This window comes from Streptococcus oralis, from assembly GCF_019334565.1.
GTDB classification, from domain to species: Bacteria; Bacillota; Bacilli; order Lactobacillales; family Streptococcaceae; genus Streptococcus; species Streptococcus oralis_CR.
Window position 1 is genome coordinate 1,568,453 of sequence record NZ_CP079724.1, and the last position, 17,581, is coordinate 1,586,033.

The following is a 17,581-nucleotide window of genomic DNA, read 5'->3' on the forward strand; positions in this document are numbered from 1 at the left end:
AAAGACTTTATTGTATGTCAATATATAGAAATTGCTCAAAAAAGCAGTTACACAACTGCAACTGCTTTTCTATTCTTGCATGGTGTACCCAACACCACGCACGGTTTTAATGTAGCTTTTTTGACCTTTTACATCAAGCTTGCTACGTAGATAACGGATATAAACATCCACGATATTGGTTTCTGTCGCACTTTCGTACTTCCAAACACTTTCCAACAACTGCTCACGAGTCAAGACCTTCTTGCTTCCCATGAGAGTGGCCAAAAGGTCATACTCACGGCGCGTCAGAGCAATCATCTCCTCGCCACGATAAACGGTATGATGTTCTACATCCATACGCAAATTGCGGTAAGACGTTGGGACCTTCATCTGACTACAGTGTTGGTCGATAAAGTCCCGACCTCGGAAAATCGCTGAAATACGAGCCACCAGCTGATCAATAATCACTGGCTTATAGATGTAAGAAACGGCGAAGCGCTGGATTGTCTCAATCTGGTCTTGCAATTCTTCGCGATGGTCCAAGACCATAATCACTGAGGCAGGTTTTGTCCGACTCAGCCTCTCTGCAAAATCCTGGGCCGTCATATCCCCCAGACGAGCATTCAGTAAAATCAAGTCATAATCTGTCTGGAGAGCCATGGAGAGGGCTTTTTGCCCCTCCTCTACCAGATCAACACGGTATTGCTCTTTTTGGAGTTCCAGACTGAGAAAATGAGCGAGATTTCGTTCTTTCTCAAGTAATAAAATCCGTTTCCCCATGGCAGACCTACTTATTTTTCGTCATACCAAGAGTAGTGGAATGTTCCTTCTTTGTCTTTACGTTGGTAAGTGTGGGCACCAAAGTAGTCACGTTGCGCTTGGATCAAGTTAGCAGGAAGGTCAGCTGAACGGTAGCTATCAAAGTAAGTAATAGCTGCTGAGAAAGTTGGCACTGGTACACCAGCTTGAACAGCAAGAGCTACGATATCACGCACTGCTTGTTGGTACTTGGCAGTAACATCCAAGAAGTACTCATCCAAGAGAAGGTTTGCAAGATCAGCATCGCGGTTGTAAGCATCTGTGATCTTTTGCAAGAAACGAGAACGGATGATACAGCCATCACGCCAGATAGATGCGATATCCGCAAATGGCAAGTTCCAGTTATTTTCTTTAGAAGCCACACGCAATTGGGCAAAACCTTGTGCGTATGAAATGATTTTTGAGAAGTAAAGGGCTTGACGAATCTTTTCGATCAACTCAGCCTTGTCACCTTCAAATTTGAAAGTAGCTGGTTTTGGAAGGACCTTGCTAGCATGTACACGCTCTTCTTTGTATGTGGAGATGTAGCGGGCAAAGACTGACTCAGTGATGAGTGACAATGGCACACCAAGGTCAAGTGCTGATTGGCTAGTCCATTTACCAGTTCCCTTGTTACCTGCAGCATCAAGGATGTAGTCTACGATTGGGCCATCTTGACCTTCATCGTCTTTACGGCTCAAGATATCAGCTGTGATTTCGATCAAGTAGCTGTCCAATTCACCCTTGTTCCACTCAGTAAAGATTTCAGCCATGTCTTCTGCAGAAAGGCCAAGCAAGTGTTGCATGAGGTCATAGCTTTCTGCGATCAATTGCATATCACCATACTCGATACCGTTGTGGACCATTTTCACATAGTGACCAGCTCCATCAGGACCGATGTAAGTCACACATGGTTTGCCATCTTCTGGTGCTTTAGCTGAGATTTCTTCAAGAACATCAGCAACCAATTCGTAGGCTTCTTTTTGTCCACCAGGCATGATAGAAGGACCTTCAAGGGCACCTTTTTCACCACCAGAAACTCCAGTACCGATAAAGTTGATACCTGAGTTTGCTAGTTCTTCATTACGACGGATAGTATCTTTGTAGAAAGTGTTTCCTCCATCAATCAAGATATCACCCTTGTCAAGGTGGGGAAGAAGAGCTTGGATAGTTGCGTCTGTACCAGGTCCAGCTTGAACCATGAGCATGATACGACGAGGTTTTTCGATTGAGTTTACAAAGCTTTCCACGTCATAGCTTGGCACAAAGTTCTTTTCAGGATGACAGGCAATTACATCTTCTGTTTTTTCTTTACTACGGTTGTAAATGGCAACTGTATAACCACGAGATTCGATATTTAGGGCAAGGTTACGACCCATTACGGCCATACCTACGACACCAAAGTTAGCTTTTGTCATGTGACACTCCTCTTGTTTAATATGTTTTATTTTATCATTTTTACCTATGAAAGGAAAGAATTTTGTAACGGTCTCCTAGTAGTCCAAGTCATCCGCATGACCAGAACCATTCCCTACAAAGTAACCAGTCTTACAGTTGAGGGTGAAGAGATAGGTTCCATCTGGTTTATAGAGGTTGTAATAACCATTTCCGTTTACGATATTGACACGTTCTAGGATATATTGATTGCCAGTGATATAGCCACGAGCACGTGATGTTGCTAGGACTTGTTCCAATACACCATCCGCAAAGGTCCAAGCAGGGTTGTTGCTATCATCTACAGCTGATTGGTTGTAAGGTACACGACTAGCACTTCTTTGAAGATTAACCCCATCGCCAGACAAACCACCATTCGTATCTCTAGCTGGTGCCGTAGTGCTTGTTGAAGGTGTCGTACTACTTGAATTGCTTTCTGTAGCTGAACTTGAGCTTGCTTGACTCGTGCTAGAGCTCGAACTTGAGCTGGAAGCACTGGTTTGTTGGCTCTTGCCAAGACTAATGGCCTTATCCAAGAGTTTGTCTAGTTCTGTGTTCCCTGTCTTGATTTCTGTAAATTTAGCGTCTGCTTTGGCTTTCGCATTGGTATCCAAGACACCGTCAGTGATTGCTGGGCTTTCAAAGAGGGCATTGACATCTTGAATGGCCTTGATTTGAGTTGCTAGGCTATCATATCTTGACTTAGCTAGTGTATAATCACGGCTACCTTCTAACTTATCTAGCAAGGTTTTCAGTTGGCTCAATTTATCAAACTGGCTGTTTTTCAGAGCAGTCTTATTAGCATCTGTATAGAAAGTATCATAGAGATCATTGAAGTCTTTCAAAGCTGTTTGTGTCCCTTGATCATCCGAAGAGGCTGCTTGAGAAGACTGGATCTCTTGGTTTGAACGAGATACTTGACGGTAGACATAATATGTTCCAGCAAGCACAAGGATTGCAGCTACTACAGAAGCAATGATGATGACACCTTTCTTCTTAGAGCCTGTTTCAGGTTCTGTTTGAGCCGAACGTGATAGAGGTGTATAGGCCTCCTCTTCTTGTTCCTCGTTTATTTCCTTGGGCTCTGTTTCTGTTAAAACGAGAGGCTCTATTTCAGCATTTTCTTCATCTTGAAGTGGTGGAACAAACTGAGTAGTCTCTTCATTTCCTATCTCTTCAATAGATTCCTCAGCAACCAGGTCTGAATCGTCTACCTGATCAGAAGTCTCACTAGATTCTCGCACTTCTTGGATCATTTCCTCTAGGTTTTGAGTAGAAGCCAGTTCTTCTTTTTTAAACTGACGAGTTTCAAACTTGTCGGCTTCGATTTCTTCACGGTGTTGTTTGATGTATTTGTCTAAGATACTGTCCTCAGGCAATACTCCTGCTTCAACCTCTTCATTCTTACGAATGACTTGACCAACAGTCAAGTCTTTTGCTTCGTCAAAGTCGAATTGTGGTTCTTGATGTCCTTTTTTATGACGATCACGTCTTTTCTTACTCATGAGTTCACCTTTCTATTTTACCTCTTGGCGTTTGACACGCTGACCAAAGTATTGATACAAATCCACTTTTAAGGTCCCGTTATAGAGTTTTCGCTTTTTATCAGCTGGACTTCCGTACTTGCTTTCAAAAGCTTCGTCACTCGTCAGGATAAACTTACTCCACGTTTTCAGTGGTGCAAAGACTTGTCCCATCTCAGCATAGAGCTTGGTAACTCCTGCATCATCAGACAAGCGTTCCCCATATGGTGGATTGGAAATGATAACGCCATTAATCTTGTCTGTACGCAAGTCCTGTACCCGCATTTGCTTAAAGGTGATATCACCTGCGACGCCTGCTGCTTGGGCATTTGCCTTGGCAATCTCCACCATGCGAGCATCAATATCACAGCCCATAATGTCCAGCTCAAGTTCACGATCCATTTTCTTAGCCGCCTCTGTGCGAACTTCTTGGATTAACCGATCGCTGACCCAGTTCCATTCCTCAAAAGCAAAGGAACGGCGAAGGCCTGGAGCCATCTTTCTGGCAATCATAGCCGCCTCGATACAGAAAGTTCCTGACCCGCAGGTCGGATCAATCAAGGGCTTGTCTGGATACCAGTTAGAGAGTTGTAAAATGGCCGCTGCCATATTTTCCTTGATCGGCGCCCCACCCTTTTCAGTACGATAACCACGTTTAAAAAGGCTAGAACCTGTCGTATCAATCATGACAGTTGCCACATCTTTCAGGATAGATACCTCTATCTTAAACTCGGGACCAGTTTCCATCAAGGGAACTCCTTCTGGACGGGCATAGTGTTTTTGTAATTTCTTCACAACAGCCTTCTTGGAAATAGCCTGAACACTGGGCTCGTTGTGGAGTTTAGACTTGACACATTTTGCCTTTGATATCGGGAAACGTGCTCCTAGAGGGAGATAGTTTTCCCAATCTAGAGCAAAAACACCTTGAAAAAGCTCTTCAAAAGTCTTAGCTGGAAAACTTCCGACTACAATCTTAATGCGGTCCGCTGCGCGAAGCCAAAGGTTGGTCTCGATGATTGCCTTCACATCTCCTTGAAAGCGAACACGCCCATTTTCAACCTGGCAATCATAACCAAGGTCTCGCACCTCACGTCCAACGGCAGCCTCAAGACCCGCCGCAGCAGTTGCGATTAAATTAAATTGTTCTTTCATTTCTAGTCTTGCAAGACCTTTCTCTTGTTCACTTTAAAAAATGAGGTTGAGAAAGATTTCTCAGCCCCAACCTATATGCAATTTTCTATAAGCCATGTTTTGTTCCAGAAGTGACTAGGACCACTTCCTTCGATAATCATCTGTCTACTGCTAACAGCATAAATCTGCTAGCAGTCAGAGTACTACGTTCGTTTCCGTGCACTCCATGCCCCGACCAAAATTTGGGTTGCTAGCTTGAGGGGTTTACCGCGTTCCACTCTCTCTGTTTCCAGAAAGACTCCGTCACTGTGGCACTTTCAAGCCTATTTTGACCTATCCGAAGACTTAGCCATTTCGACTGCCGTAACGATTTCTCGTCCCTAGGCTTATGGATTCGCCTAGCACAAACACTACAGGCATCACAGCCTGTGCTAGCATGGACTTTCCTCATGAAAAGAGAACCTCTTCACGCGATTATCCAAAAATTGCACTCATTCCTTAGTCAATTATAAATCTTGGTTGTCTAAGATTTGCTTACCAAATACTTCTTTTTCGAGACGATTTAAGCGTTTCAAAATATCAAAGTTTGTCATTGAGGTAGAAGCTGTTACTTCAATAGAGTCTGGTTGAGTTGGAGCTACCTGTGGTTTATGAGATAATTCTTCCTTCAAATCAGCAATCTCTTGACGAAGGGATTTGACCAAAGCTGCGTAGGTTTCATAGTCCTTAATCACATCGTCTAGGAATTCATCTACCTCTGCTTTGCTATATCCACGTACTTCACGTCCAAATTCTTGTTCAAAAATATCTTTCGCTGAAAATATAATACTTGCCATGTCTCTCTCCATTCTGGTTTACTAGTATTATTATATAAAAAAAGACAAGTAAAAATCAAGGTCAAAGGCTTACTTTTCAGAAAAATTTTCGACTATTTCATTCAAGTCCTCAAATGTTAATCTTCTTGTAACATAGTCCGCTTGATTTTTCATCATTTGGTAAAAATATCGTAACTTGGTTTCGTTTTCTTCGTCGTAAAAAAGGTAACAAGTATCTGTATTTTCCAGCAGAAATTTTTGATAATCGCGTAATTGTCCCTTGTGCTCATATTGTGGATAGGCGTATTTGACAAAATCAACCTGCTTGAACTCACTCAATTTGGCTTGATTTGCTTCATTCCAATTACTGCCATGGGTTTCAAAATCAAAAATGGTCGCCAGCTGAAATCCATAGTCTGCTTTCATGTCTTTCGCTACCTGAAGCGCCCAGTACTCAAAGCCCAAAGTCCCTGTAAAGACAAGCCAGGTCACCCCATCCTCTACTAAACGTTCCAGGTCTCTCCGAATGGCTGTTTTGATAATATCAACGCGAATATCCTTGTCATTAAAGAGACCAAGGTCGAAGGCTGAATAGCCTAAAATCAAGGCTGATGTCATTTTTAACCCTTTCTTTGTAAATTTATGATATAATAGAGTGATGTTATTGTACCAATAAGGAGAATTATGGTCAACTATCCACATAAAATTTCATCTCAAAAGAGGCAAGCACCCCTGTCACAAACTAAAAATTTCGCAAATCGGGGAATGTCTTTTGAAAAGATGATCAATGCTACGAACGACTACTATTTGTCGCATGGGTTAGCTGTTATTCACAAGAAACCGACTCCCATCCAAATTGTACGTGTTGATTATCCCCAACGAAGTCGTGCCAAGATTGTTGAAGCCTACTTTAGACAAGCCTCAACTACTGACTATTCAGGGGTTTATGATGGATACTACATCGACTTTGAAGCAAAGGAAACCAGGCAAAAACATGCGATACCGATGAAGAATTTTCATCCCCATCAGATCCAGCATATGGAACAAGTCCTTGCCCAGCAAGGAATCTGCTTTGTACTCCTTCACTTTTCTTCTCAGCAAGAAACCTACTTATTACCGGCTATTGACCTCATCCGTTTCTATCATCAAGATAAGGGACAGAAGTCAATGCCACTTGGATATATTCGAGAAAATGGATATAGGATTGAGCCTGGTGCCTTTCCTCAAATTCCCTACCTCGACATTATCAAAGAACATTTACTAGGTGGTAAAACAAGATGAACAAACAAACTTTTCTGCGAATAGCTAAGTATGTCAGCATCAGTCTCTTAACTGTATTTATCGCAGCTGTAATGCTTGGTGGAGGTCTCTTCCTCTACTATGTTAGCAAGGCTCCAGAACTTTCTGAAAGTAAACTAGTTGCTACAACGTCAAGTAAGATCTATGATAGCAATGACGAGCTTATTGCTGATCTTGGATCGGAACGTCGAGTCAATGCCCAAGCAAACGAAATACCGACCGATTTGGTCAACGCTATTGTTTCGATTGAGGACCATCGCTTCTTTAATCACCGAGGAATCGACACAATCCGTATCCTAGGTGCTACCCTACGAAACCTTCGTGGTGGTGGAGGTCTGCAAGGAGCTTCCACCTTGACGCAGCAGTTGATTAAGTTAACTTATTTCTCTACGTCAACTTCTGATCAAACCCTTTCTCGTAAGGCCCAGGAAGCTTGGTTAGCCGTTCAGCTAGAACAAAAAGCGACTAAACAAGAGATCTTGACCTACTACATCAACAAGGTTTACATGTCAAACGGGAACTACGGAATGCAGACAGCTGCCCAAAGTTACTATGGCAAGGATCTCAAAGATCTAAGTATTCCTCAATTGGCTCTCCTTGCTGGTATGCCTCAGGCTCCAAACCAGTATGATCCATACTCGCATCCAGAAGCTGCTCAAGAACGTCGTAATCTCGTCCTCTCTGAGATGAAGGGGCAAGGTTACATTTCAGCTGAGCAATATGAAAAAGCGATTAATACTCCGATTACAGATGGACTTCAAAGTCTAAAATCAGCTAATAGTTATCCTCCATACATGGACAACTATCTCAAAGAGGTAATCGATCAAGTCGAACAAGAAACAGGCTACAATCTCTTAACGACTGGTATGGACGTCTACACCAACGTTGATCCTAAAGTTCAACAACATCTCTGGGATATCTACAATACCGACGAGTATGTCAACTATCCTGATGATGAAATGCAAGTGGCTTCAACAATCGTGGATGTGACAAACGGGAAAGTTATTGCTCAGTTAGGTTCTCGTCACCAATCAAGCAATGTTTCCTTCGGAATCAACCAAGCTGTTGAAACCAACCGTGACTGGGGTTCTACCATGAAGCCAATCACAGACTATGCTCCTGCCTTAGAGTATGACATCTACGACTCAACTGCTTCGATTGTACATGATGTTCCATACAACTATCCTGGTACAGATACCCCTGTTTACAACTGGGATAGAAGTTATTTTGGAAACATCACCATCCAATATGCGCTCCAACAATCACGGAACGTTACAGCTGTAGAAACCTTGAACAAAGTTGGTTTGGACAGAGCCAAGACCTTCCTAAATGGAATCGGTATTGACTATCCCGATATGCACTATGCCAACGCGATTTCAAGTAATACAACTGAGTCAAACAAAAAGTACGGAGCAAGTAGTGAGAAAATGGCTGCTGCTTACGCTGCTTTTGCTAACGGTGGTATCTACCATAAACCAATGTATATCAACAAAATCGTCTTTAGCGATGGTAGCTCAAAAGAATACGCTGATCCTGGTACTCGTGCCATGAAAGAGACGACCGCCTATATGATGACAGAAATGATGAAGACTGTCTTAGCATACGGAACTGGTCGTGGTGCTTATCTCCCTTGGCTACCTCAAGCTGGTAAGACTGGTACATCAAACTATACAGATGATGAAATTGAAAACTACATCAAAAATACTGGTTATGTAGCTCCAGACGAAATGTTTGTTGGTTATACTCGCAAATATTCAATGGCGGTATGGACAGGTTACTCAAACCGCCTTACTCCTATCGTTGGTGATGGCTTCTATGTTGCAGCTAAGGTTTACCGTTCAATGATGACTTATCTGTCTGAGGATAACAACCCTGGCGACTGGACTATGCCAGAAGGCCTCTATCGAAGTGGTGAGTTCGTCTTTAAAAACGGTGCTCGTTCTGCATGGACTGCCCCTGCTCCGCAACAAGCCCCAACACCTGAAAGTTCGAGCTCGACATCAGAAAGTTCAACTTCACAGTCAAGCTCAACTACTCCAAGCACGAATAATAGTGCAAACAATAATACCAATAACCAGCAACCAAATACAACGCCTGGTCAACAAAACCAGAATCAAAATCAGAATCCTCAACCAGCACAACCATAACATTTATCACCCGGATTTTTCTGGGTGATTTTTTCATAGCACTATTGCATTTATGTGCTTAACAAAAGCCTGAGAAGACATCTTCTCAGGCTTTTTCTGTACTATAAACCTCATTGGGAAAGATAGGAAACGGATTTCGTAATCTTGTTAAGAGGTTTTACTAAATACTAATCTTTCTTCGTTTTTGCTACAAAGAGAGCAGATAGGGCTAGGCTAACACCTGCTAGGAAGAGGGCTGTGTCAGATTGACTCTCACCTGTTGCTGGCAAGCTTTGTTCAGCTGTTTCTCGCTTCGTCACTTCTTGTTTTAGTTCCGGTGCCGGTGCCTTACCTTCATCTGAAGCAAGTGAGCTCAGTTTAAACTCAGGTTTCTCTACTGTTGGAGCAGCTTGATCACCTACTGTTGCTAGCGGGCCTGTGTATTCTGGCAATTCATGCACTAGAGCCATCACTGCATTGACACCACCCTTGAACTCAGGTTTCTCTACTGTTGGAGCAGCTTGGTCACCTACTGTCGCTACTGGGCCTGTGTACTCTGGAAGTTCATGTACTAGGGCTTCAACTGCATTGACACCACCCTTGAACTCAGGTTTCTCTACTATTGGAGCAGCTTGGTCACCTACTGTTGCTAATGCGCCTGTGTACTCTGGAAGTTCATGTACTAGGGCTTCAACTGCATTGACACCACCTGTGAATTCAGGAACGTCAAGAACGGGTGCTGGCTCTTCGCCCTTGCTTGATTGAACCGGTTCTTCTGTTAATTCTTGATGGAAGCTTGCCAATTCATAAAACTCAGCCTTGCCACCTTCCCAGACTAATTTGACGTCTAGAAGAGAGCCACTATTTCGGATAGCGAAGGTTTGGAGACTGGATGTAATGGCACCGAGGTCTAGCCAACTGTCTTGGCCATCCTTAAGTGTTCTAGCAAGAACACGTGCCTTAGCTCCTTCAGGAAGACTGGAAACGAGACGAAGGTGGTTGGCATTAGTTGGCTCAGACAAGTGATACACCAATTCGCCCTTGTCTTTTTCAGACTTGTAGCTGGTCAAGACTTTGCCGTCTACAAGATTATTGTAGAAGTTGCCTTGGCTTTCTCCACTACTTCCTTCTACTGTTGGATCATTGATTGGTTTGACAAACTCACCATCGTTGATGACCAATTCTGTAAAACCTACAAAACGGGCATCATAGTCTGCCGTATAGAGGACACGGAGATAGTTGGCTTTGACTGGTGTCGTCAATTCACCTTCGATGTAGCGATTTCCTGGCATCTTAGAATCATGTGTCCAACCATCTGTCAATGAATCATCGTGTGTACTATTAGCTACACCATCTCCTACTGTAACGACATCTGTCCAAGTTTTACCGTCTTGGCTGACTTGGATCTTACCATCACGAAGATAGTTTTGAGTTCCGTCTTGGATGTAAGCTCTAATCTTCTTGATGGTGCGTTCGCTGCCAAGTTTCAAGGTCACATGACCATCTTTACGGGCATAGTCTGAAAACTCAACGAAGTTGTTGTAAACACCGTCAAACAGTTGATCTAGATTGTTCAGTTTACGAACATCATTGCTTCCGTATGTTGGATGAATGGCCATAGTTGTAGATTCTAGTTTGGTTGGTTGCACTTCTTTGGTTGTCACAAGGAGAGAAGTGGATGTCACAGCTTGTTCCTGATCTGTTTTATTGACCAGACGAACATAACGTACCAAATGACTCACTACAGATCTGTCTGCCAACTGGCTAGCTGGCGTCCATTCTTGCGCATTTGCAGAGTACTCTAGAGTAAGAGCAGGGTTGGCCTGACCTTTGAGCTGGATGCTCTTGATCTGATGGATACGGTCAAGCTTCATTCCTAGATAGCTATGAGCAGGGAGTTTGGTTCCAGCTGGAATTTGAAGCTCGTAACTGCCCAAGCTATCCAATACCGGCGTTTCCTTCAAGGCGTCCACGTTGGTGTCCGTTAACTCACTGTTTCCAGAACGTGTCTCAACAGAGAAGTCTTGGATACGCCACCAGAGGTCGAGGGCCTTGGTATTGCGGACTCGGATGTAGCGAGCATTGATCGCTCTGGTCACTTCCTTGGCTTGCTCACCTGACAAGCGATCGAGTTCCTGCCAAGTAGTACCGTCTGTAGAATACTCAAGTACACCTGCGGCAAGTTTATCACCCGTTCCTTGGCGAAGGCGAACTTTAGTGACTGACTTGACTTCACCGAGGTCAAGTTGTGCCCAGGCATCTACTGGAGTTGTATTGCTACCGTCAGCGTTTGCCATCATGGCTTCTGTATTGTCCTTGCCATCAGTGATTTGACGGGCTGAGGTATTTAGTTTGTAAACTAAGTTTGAGCTTAGACTAACTGTCGTTGCTTGTTGGCTACGAGCTTTTTCGACTGGACGGTTAACTGCAATTTCCTGAACTGCAAACCAGGTATTCTCACGGTCTGCTGTCGCAATCATGCGAACTGCCTTGGCCTTGATAGTGAGATTTTCAAACTTAAGTAGGGATTCATTTCCGACATAGCTTGGCTCTTTCAAGGTTACCCAGTTGTCATTTTCATCTAGATACTGCACTTCTGCCTTACTAAAGGTATCACGTGGATTTGCCTGCGTTCCCATAGCAAAGGTCAAGGTTTGAATCGCTATCGGTTTGTTGAACTTCATACCAATATAATCACCTGTCTTGATGCTATTTGGTGATTTAATAATCGCATGAGTTGCCAAATCGCCATCCGTCACTTCTGCCAAACCACCTTCTACACCTGTTCGATTGGTGATAAAGGTGCTGATGATTTGGTCTGGGTGCAAGACTTTTTGAACTTCAGACGCTAGAACTTCCTTCAAGGATAGGATAAATGGACGAATATGTTGAACACCCAATTCAGCCTTTTCCATATGGTCTACATAATGGAAGGTGTGAGTTTGAGACTGTTCGTACAATTTCAAACCTTTATAGTAACTATCCCAAAGTTTGGCTGCATCGTTTGTAGCCATGGCTTCAGTTCCTGTAAGGAAGGCATCGAGAGCATTCATTTGATCGATTGCATTATCCAACCAATAGTGGATTTGGGCAACCATTTTTTTATCTCCTGATGCTTTGTAAAGTTCGGCTGCTTCTTTAATCTTGGCAAATTCTGCACGCAAGGCTGCACGTTCGGCAGTCACATCCTGACCAGCTTTGAGCTTGGTCATGAAGTCTGTTAATTTTGGAGCTAAGTCTACCGATTCTTCTAGTTTAACGACACGATTATCCATGTTTTGGTTGATCATGTGCTTACCAAGTTCGCGGAAGGCTGCTGATACCTTGCTATCCTCAAAATGGCCATTTTCTACAAAATTGAAGGCAATGTCATTGATTTTCTTAGCTTCTTCTTCTGATTTCCATTGTTTCCATGAGTATTGAGCTCCTGAAAAGAGGGCAATCTTAGATGGTTCAGACTGTTGCATTGGGTTCAACATGATACCAGATAGCAAGCTAGGATCCACATTCGGATGAAGGAATTTCTCACCACCACCTAGAATCAAGTGCTGTTTAGAGTTATCTGTTACAGGCCAGTTAATCCAAAGTGAGACTGGGCGATAGGTCTTGCCTCCTGCGGATAGATTGTTCTTGAGAGTTGAAAGGAAGCTTTCAGAGACTTCACCCCAAATCTTACCACCCGTCAAGGTCATGGATGTTGAACTTGGGAGATTTTCATTGAGGGATTTCAACTCATCCTCACGTCCATTACCCCAATACTGGCCAGGAACAAAGATCATTTCTTTACGAAGACCACTGTAAGTTCCCTGCATTTCAGTCAACCACTTGGTCATATCTTGCATCAAGCGGTTGTAGCTATTGTAGCCTCCGACTGGGCTTGGAGCATCATCTGCAAGGATACCAAATTCGCGGACACCCACTTTCATCAACTGGGTAAATTTGGCCTTGATGGTTGCCAAATCTTCTTGGTAATGCGCTTCATTGCCAAAGCGGATGCGGTTGTTCATGAATGGATGAATAGTCCAGACATAGCGGGTTTTACTTTGATTTCCGACACGAGCAAGTTCACGGATTTCAGCTAGTTTTTCTTCTGGATAGAGTTCACGCCATTTCTTGTTGTGATATGGATCATCTTTTGGTGCAAAGAAGTATTGGTTCAATTTCAAATCGCCACCATAACGCATGAGCTCTGCACGATCGGCATTCGACCATGGATTTCCATAGTAACCTTCGATGAAACCACGGTTCTTGAGCTCTGCGTAATCTTCTACTGTCACATTGCGAAGAACTGGAACTTGACTTTCCTTGAGCATGTGTTTCAGAGTTGTCAAACCATAGAAGACTGCATCTGTATCTTTCCCGACGATAGAAATCGAGTTATCCTTAATGGTCAAGACATAGGCGTCAATCTTGTCAAAGAGACCTGCTGAAACATTGGACAAGTTTTGCTCTGCTTGTGAACCTTGTCCATGCACTCCAAGATAGATATTGGTTGCGCCAGCGATTGCTGCCTTACCAGTTGTATAAGATACTTGATTGTCCTGCAAGACACTCTTCAAGCGATTGCGAGTATAGATATCGAGTTGATCGCCCATGACTAGATTGACTTGCTTGCGAAGGGCTGTGACTCCTTCTCCATAAGTCACTTTTTGTGGAGTTGGGAAGACCTTGTACTCTTTCTTGAGATAGTCTGCGCTCTTGCTGGCAGTGGCAATGCTGTCTTCGCTAGCTGGTTTACTTGCAGTGAATTGATCTGCCAATTCAACTGTTCCATCACCTGTTTGCTCTACTTTTGGTTTTTCTGGTGTAGTTGGTTTTTCTGGTTGACTTGGTGCAGGCGTTTCTTGCTCTTCTTTGACAGGTTTCAATAGATGAACTTCGGCTGCACTTGCAAAACCACCAACGCCTTCCAATACTTTCAACTCAATCTTGTTGGTATGTACCGCCGCAAAGTTGACTGTTTTTTCTTGGGCGTTGTTGTCCCAGCTTCCTTCTGAAACCTTGACCATTTGGCCATCTTTTTGTGCGTAGATTTCGTAGCGCGTCACAACACCATTTCCACCACCTGGACGTGGGAGATACGTCAAGCCATTGACTTTTTCTGCTTCTTTCAAGGTCATAGTAAGAGTGTATGGCGCAGTGTCACCAGTCCATTTAGTATGCCAGAAGGTATTTGGATCATTGTCAAAGGCCTTTTCAACAGCGCCTTCAGTTGCGTTTCCTGGAAGTTGCTGACTGCTTGCGGTTGCTGTAATCTTATCATTTGAAATCAAGCGAGGATTTACAAATGGTTTGTCTGACAACTCTGCGCTATGCAAGATTCCTTTGAAACCACCGATGCTTTCAAGCGGTAGAACCAAGCTATTGTGGGCAAAGCGAGGGTGGGCTGGATTTGCGATACGCTCAATCTTTTCACCATCTACATAGACTTCTGTAGATTGTGGTTTGGTCACAATAGAGATTTGATAACGTTTGTTCTTTTCAAGTTTTTTCTTGAATTGGATATGGAACTGTTCAAACTGGTAAGCAAGATAGCCGTCTTTATCAGCTAGATAGATACGGTTGTCCCCACTTGTTGAGAAGGTTTGTTCACCGTCTCCAGTGACAGTTACATCAAACTTCAAGACGTGACTTGGACCAACATCGCCAGCCAAGCCTTCGATACTGCTGTCTTTCTCAAAAGCCAATCCCTGCTCGCTTGTCTTCACCTTCTTGCTTGCATAGTTCTTGACTGTTTCAGGATTGATAGTAAACAAGTCGCTTTGATCAATCTCTTTATCAGGATTTGACTGTGGCGCATAAGGGCTCGTTGGTAGGGTGCGTTCTGCAAAGGTCGCAGCTGCACGGTCAGATCCCCAAGTGCGCTCCGCAGTGGTTTGCATGCTCTTGAAGAAGCGTTTAAAGATATCATAAGAGGTCAAACCGGTCTCATGAAGGTCGATATTATCATTCCAAACTGCGTGACCACCACCAAGGATACTTGGATGAGAAGCTGGTAGAAGTGGACCGCCACCTGTTCTAAAATCATTTGGTGTCCAGCTATTGTACTGACGTTCGTAGTTAGCATAGTCCCCGTAGGCTGCTTGACTATTGCTTCCACTTGGCACACTATAGGTCGGTACATCCGTGATATTGATAATCTTAGCTCCCTGAGCAATGGCTTCATTTGGTCGTTGCCATCCGATACTCCAGATATCAACCTCTACTCCGTTCCAATCAACAGGAGTGTTCCCACGTTTCGCACTGAGTGAGCCCCAGATACGAGGGGTGTAACCTTTAGACTTGATATATTGGGTCAAATCATTGACATAGCGACGGTAACTTTCTCTGCTGCCATAGTATTCATCCGTTCCGATATGAACAGTTGATACCCCATGAAGCGGTGCATCTGGACCATCGAGGAGTTTGTCATAAACTGATTTGACAAATTTAAGAGTTTCTTCGTACTTGTTATCCAAGTCTAGCATGGCTACGCGCTCAACATTGTGCTTGCCTGCATAATCGCTCAAACTACCTTGATACATAAGGTCTGGGCGGACTTTGACAAAGGACAAGGCGTGACCTGGTGTGTCAATTTCTGGTACTAGGTTGATATGCAAAGCCTTGGCAAGTTTAATCAGATTTTGCATTTCTTCCTTGGTATAGTGCTCATCTGATGTCAATTTTTGACCATTCTTACCGACAATGTCTGTCTCCACACGGAAACCAGTCTTGGCATGTTCAAGAACATACTTGAGTTGTTCTTCTGGTGTTAAGCTCTTACCTGCCAAGTGTTCCTTAAGGAAGATATAGTTATCGTTGAGGTGCAACTGCAAGTCGTTCATCTTGTAGTAGGCCATGTTGAGCATGATGTCTACAAGGGTGTCATAAGGGATAAATTTACGACCTGTATCCAACATAAAGCCACGGTGGCTGAAACTTGGGAAATCACGAATTTCGCCATTTTGGAGGTTACTTTCTCCCATTTGAAGAAGAGTACGAGTGGCGTAGAAGGCTCCTGTGTTTGTGGCAGCTTCGATGGTAATCACATCATTTTGGATAGTGATGCCATACCCTTCTTTACCATAACCCTTGTTTTCAACTTTTTTAAATTCGATTCGTTTTTGAGCCTGCTTGTCACCTGTTGCTAGTTCCAATCCACGGCTGGCAAGGTCTGACTGATAGAAGGTTGCAGCCTGATCAAAGCCAGAATCTCCTGTCGCAAGGACTGTATCTGAAGTGATAGAAGATTGGCCTTCTTTTCCATACCATTGTTGAACAGCTGGTGCTACTTTTGGTTTCACACCCACACCTTCGTCCTGATGTAAGCCCTTGATGACTACTTCAAACTCTTTGGTAAAGGTATGACTGTCTCTGATTTGCTGCACCATAACCTTAACGCGTTGATCTGTCAGAGGTTTATGGATACGATTTTGAAGGTCAATCACACCTTGCTTGTTGCTTCCGATAAGGCTAACTTTCCCTGGTAAAGTTGGTAAGACAAGAGACTGTCCATCTTCTGCTACTGTTAGTTCGGTTACTTGGCGGATATCCGTTACCTTACTTGTATCAGGAATATTCGAATAAGCTCGAATTTCTTGGATACCAACGTTTCTCCAGTTCATTGTACCAGCTTGGTAGTCATTAATCTCTAATTTGAGGTACTTAGCTTGAATACTTTCAGCTAGGTCAACTTTCTCATCTAAAACAGGTTCTCCAGTTTTGGTATGAGCTAGTTTCCATTGTTTTTCTCCATTAGCGCCCACGTCTTCTTGACCTGCATAGTAGAGACTCCAAGATTTGATATTAGGGTCATTTTGCCCATTACGAAGACGACGATCCCAGTCAATTTCTACATGTTTGATCAAGGTAGTCTTTGGCAGAGTTAGTTCAAAAGTTGGTTTTGGTACATCTTTGTCTGTAGCCCAACGAGTATTGTCATCTCCATCGATAGCTTTATCCGCAGTAAAGTTGGTACCAGTCTCATGGTTGCTTGCCTGAGCAGTAGCACCCTCGAGATGGTTGACATCTTCTCTATCTTCGATTGTCTTTTCAGCTGGTTTTACTGCTGGTGTAGGGGTTTCCGCAGCTTGTTTATCTGCCTTTGGTGTTTCAACCGGTTTCGGCGTTTCTGCTGGTTTGGGACTTGCAGGACTTGTCTCTGGTTTTGCCTCTTCACTTGTTGCAGGATTGGTTCCCTCATCAGTCGCTGGAGTTTCTTCATGACTTGCTTCTGTTGCAGCTTCTGCATCCGCTTTTTCAAGCGCAGCGGCTAAATCATCTGGTAACTTATCCAGGGCTTGAACATGAGTGATACTTCCCTCTGTCTCTGAAGGTGTTGCTGTTTCTGCCGCCTGAACCATATTGGCGCCAAAGATACTAGCACCAATCATAACGGAGGCTGCACCGATTGCAAATTTTCTTATACTAAAGTGACAGCGTTTCTCAAAAAAATGTCTATCCATCTTTCTCCTATTCCTTTCATCCGCATACATGA

The 17,581-nt window shown here is 43.6% G+C and carries 9 protein-coding genes and 1 other RNA gene; 2 read left to right on the plus strand and 8 right to left on the minus strand.

Annotation, left to right across the window (positions count from 1 at the left end; translation table 11 throughout):
- Positions 1–69: 69 nt before the first annotated feature.
- From KX728_RS07685 to KX728_RS07715, 7 genes are all read right to left on the minus strand, one after another.
- Complete coding sequence (locus KX728_RS07685; RefSeq protein ID WP_000518005.1) at positions 70–759, minus strand: response regulator transcription factor; 690 nt, start codon at positions 757–759, stop codon at positions 70–72.
- Between the two features lie 11 nt (positions 760–770).
- Positions 771–2,195, minus strand: a complete 1,425-nt coding sequence (gene gnd, locus KX728_RS07690) for an NADP-dependent phosphogluconate dehydrogenase (RefSeq protein WP_061587344.1) — start codon at positions 2,193–2,195, stop codon at positions 771–773.
- Positions 2,196–2,270: 75 nt separating this feature from the next.
- Positions 2,271–3,716, minus strand: coding sequence for a cell division site-positioning protein MapZ (gene mapZ / locus KX728_RS07695; protein ID WP_215804352.1), 1,446 nt, complete (start codon positions 3,714–3,716; stop codon positions 2,271–2,273).
- Positions 3,717–3,728: 12 nt separating this feature from the next.
- Positions 3,729–4,886, minus strand: coding sequence for a THUMP domain-containing class I SAM-dependent RNA methyltransferase (locus KX728_RS07700; protein ID WP_215804351.1), 1,158 nt, complete (start codon positions 4,884–4,886; stop codon positions 3,729–3,731).
- 83 nt (positions 4,887–4,969) lie between these two features.
- Positions 4,970–5,351, minus strand: an RNA gene (rnpB, locus tag KX728_RS07705) — RNase P RNA component class B.
- A gap of 20 nt (positions 5,352–5,371) precedes the next feature.
- Positions 5,372–5,701 carry a cell division regulator GpsB gene (gene gpsB / locus KX728_RS07710; protein WP_000146523.1) on the minus strand — a complete coding sequence of 110 codons (330 nt, stop codon included), beginning with the start codon at positions 5,699–5,701 and terminating at the stop codon, positions 5,372–5,374.
- A gap of 69 nt (positions 5,702–5,770) precedes the next feature.
- Positions 5,771–6,298, minus strand: coding sequence for an SLOG family protein (locus KX728_RS07715; protein ID WP_215804350.1), 528 nt, complete (start codon positions 6,296–6,298; stop codon positions 5,771–5,773).
- A 66-nt stretch (positions 6,299–6,364) separates the two neighbouring features.
- Between KX728_RS07715 and recU the strand changes: the two genes are divergently transcribed.
- Positions 6,365–6,961: a Holliday junction resolvase RecU gene (gene recU, locus KX728_RS07720; RefSeq protein ID WP_000248759.1), complete on the plus strand. Its 597-nt coding sequence runs from the start codon at positions 6,365–6,367 to the stop codon at positions 6,959–6,961.
- A complete protein-coding gene (gene pbp1a, locus KX728_RS07725; RefSeq protein ID WP_001041840.1) occupies positions 6,958–9,126 on the plus strand; it encodes a penicillin-binding protein PBP1A in 2,169 nt (722 codons plus the stop codon). The genes recU and pbp1a overlap by 4 nt, the downstream gene beginning before the upstream one ends.
- Before the next feature lie 167 nt (positions 9,127–9,293).
- On the opposite strand, the gene KX728_RS07730 is transcribed toward pbp1a, so the two are convergent.
- Entirely contained in the window at positions 9,294–17,549 is an 8,256-nt protein-coding gene (locus KX728_RS07730) for an SIALI-17 repeat-containing surface protein (protein ID WP_215804349.1), read from the minus strand.
- Positions 17,550–17,581: the final 32 nt, after the last annotated feature.

Excerpts from the sequence above, each read along its gene's own strand:
- gnd (WP_061587344.1), bottom strand. The coding sequence starts at position 2,195 with ATGACAAAAGCTAACTTTGGTGTCGTAGGTATGGCCGTAATGGGTCGT.
- KX728_RS07715 (WP_215804350.1), bottom strand. The coding sequence starts at position 6,298 with ATGACATCAGCCTTGATTTTAGGCTATTCAGCCTTCGACCTTGGTCTC.
- KX728_RS07685 (WP_000518005.1), bottom strand. The coding sequence starts at position 759 with ATGGGGAAACGGATTTTATTACTTGAGAAAGAACGAAATCTCGCTCAT.
- recU (WP_000248759.1), top strand. The coding sequence starts at position 6,365 with ATGGTCAACTATCCACATAAAATTTCATCTCAAAAGAGGCAAGCACCC.
- mapZ (WP_215804352.1), bottom strand. The coding sequence starts at position 3,716 with ATGAGTAAGAAAAGACGTGATCGTCATAAAAAAGGACATCAAGAACCA.
- gpsB (WP_000146523.1), bottom strand. The coding sequence starts at position 5,701 with ATGGCAAGTATTATATTTTCAGCGAAAGATATTTTTGAACAAGAATTT.
- KX728_RS07700 (WP_215804351.1), bottom strand. The coding sequence starts at position 4,886 with ATGAAAGAACAATTTAATTTAATCGCAACTGCTGCGGCGGGTCTTGAG.
- KX728_RS07730 (WP_215804349.1), bottom strand. The coding sequence starts at position 17,549 with ATGGATAGACATTTTTTTGAGAAACGCTGTCACTTTAGTATAAGAAAA.
- pbp1a (WP_001041840.1), top strand. The coding sequence starts at position 6,958 with ATGAACAAACAAACTTTTCTGCGAATAGCTAAGTATGTCAGCATCAGT.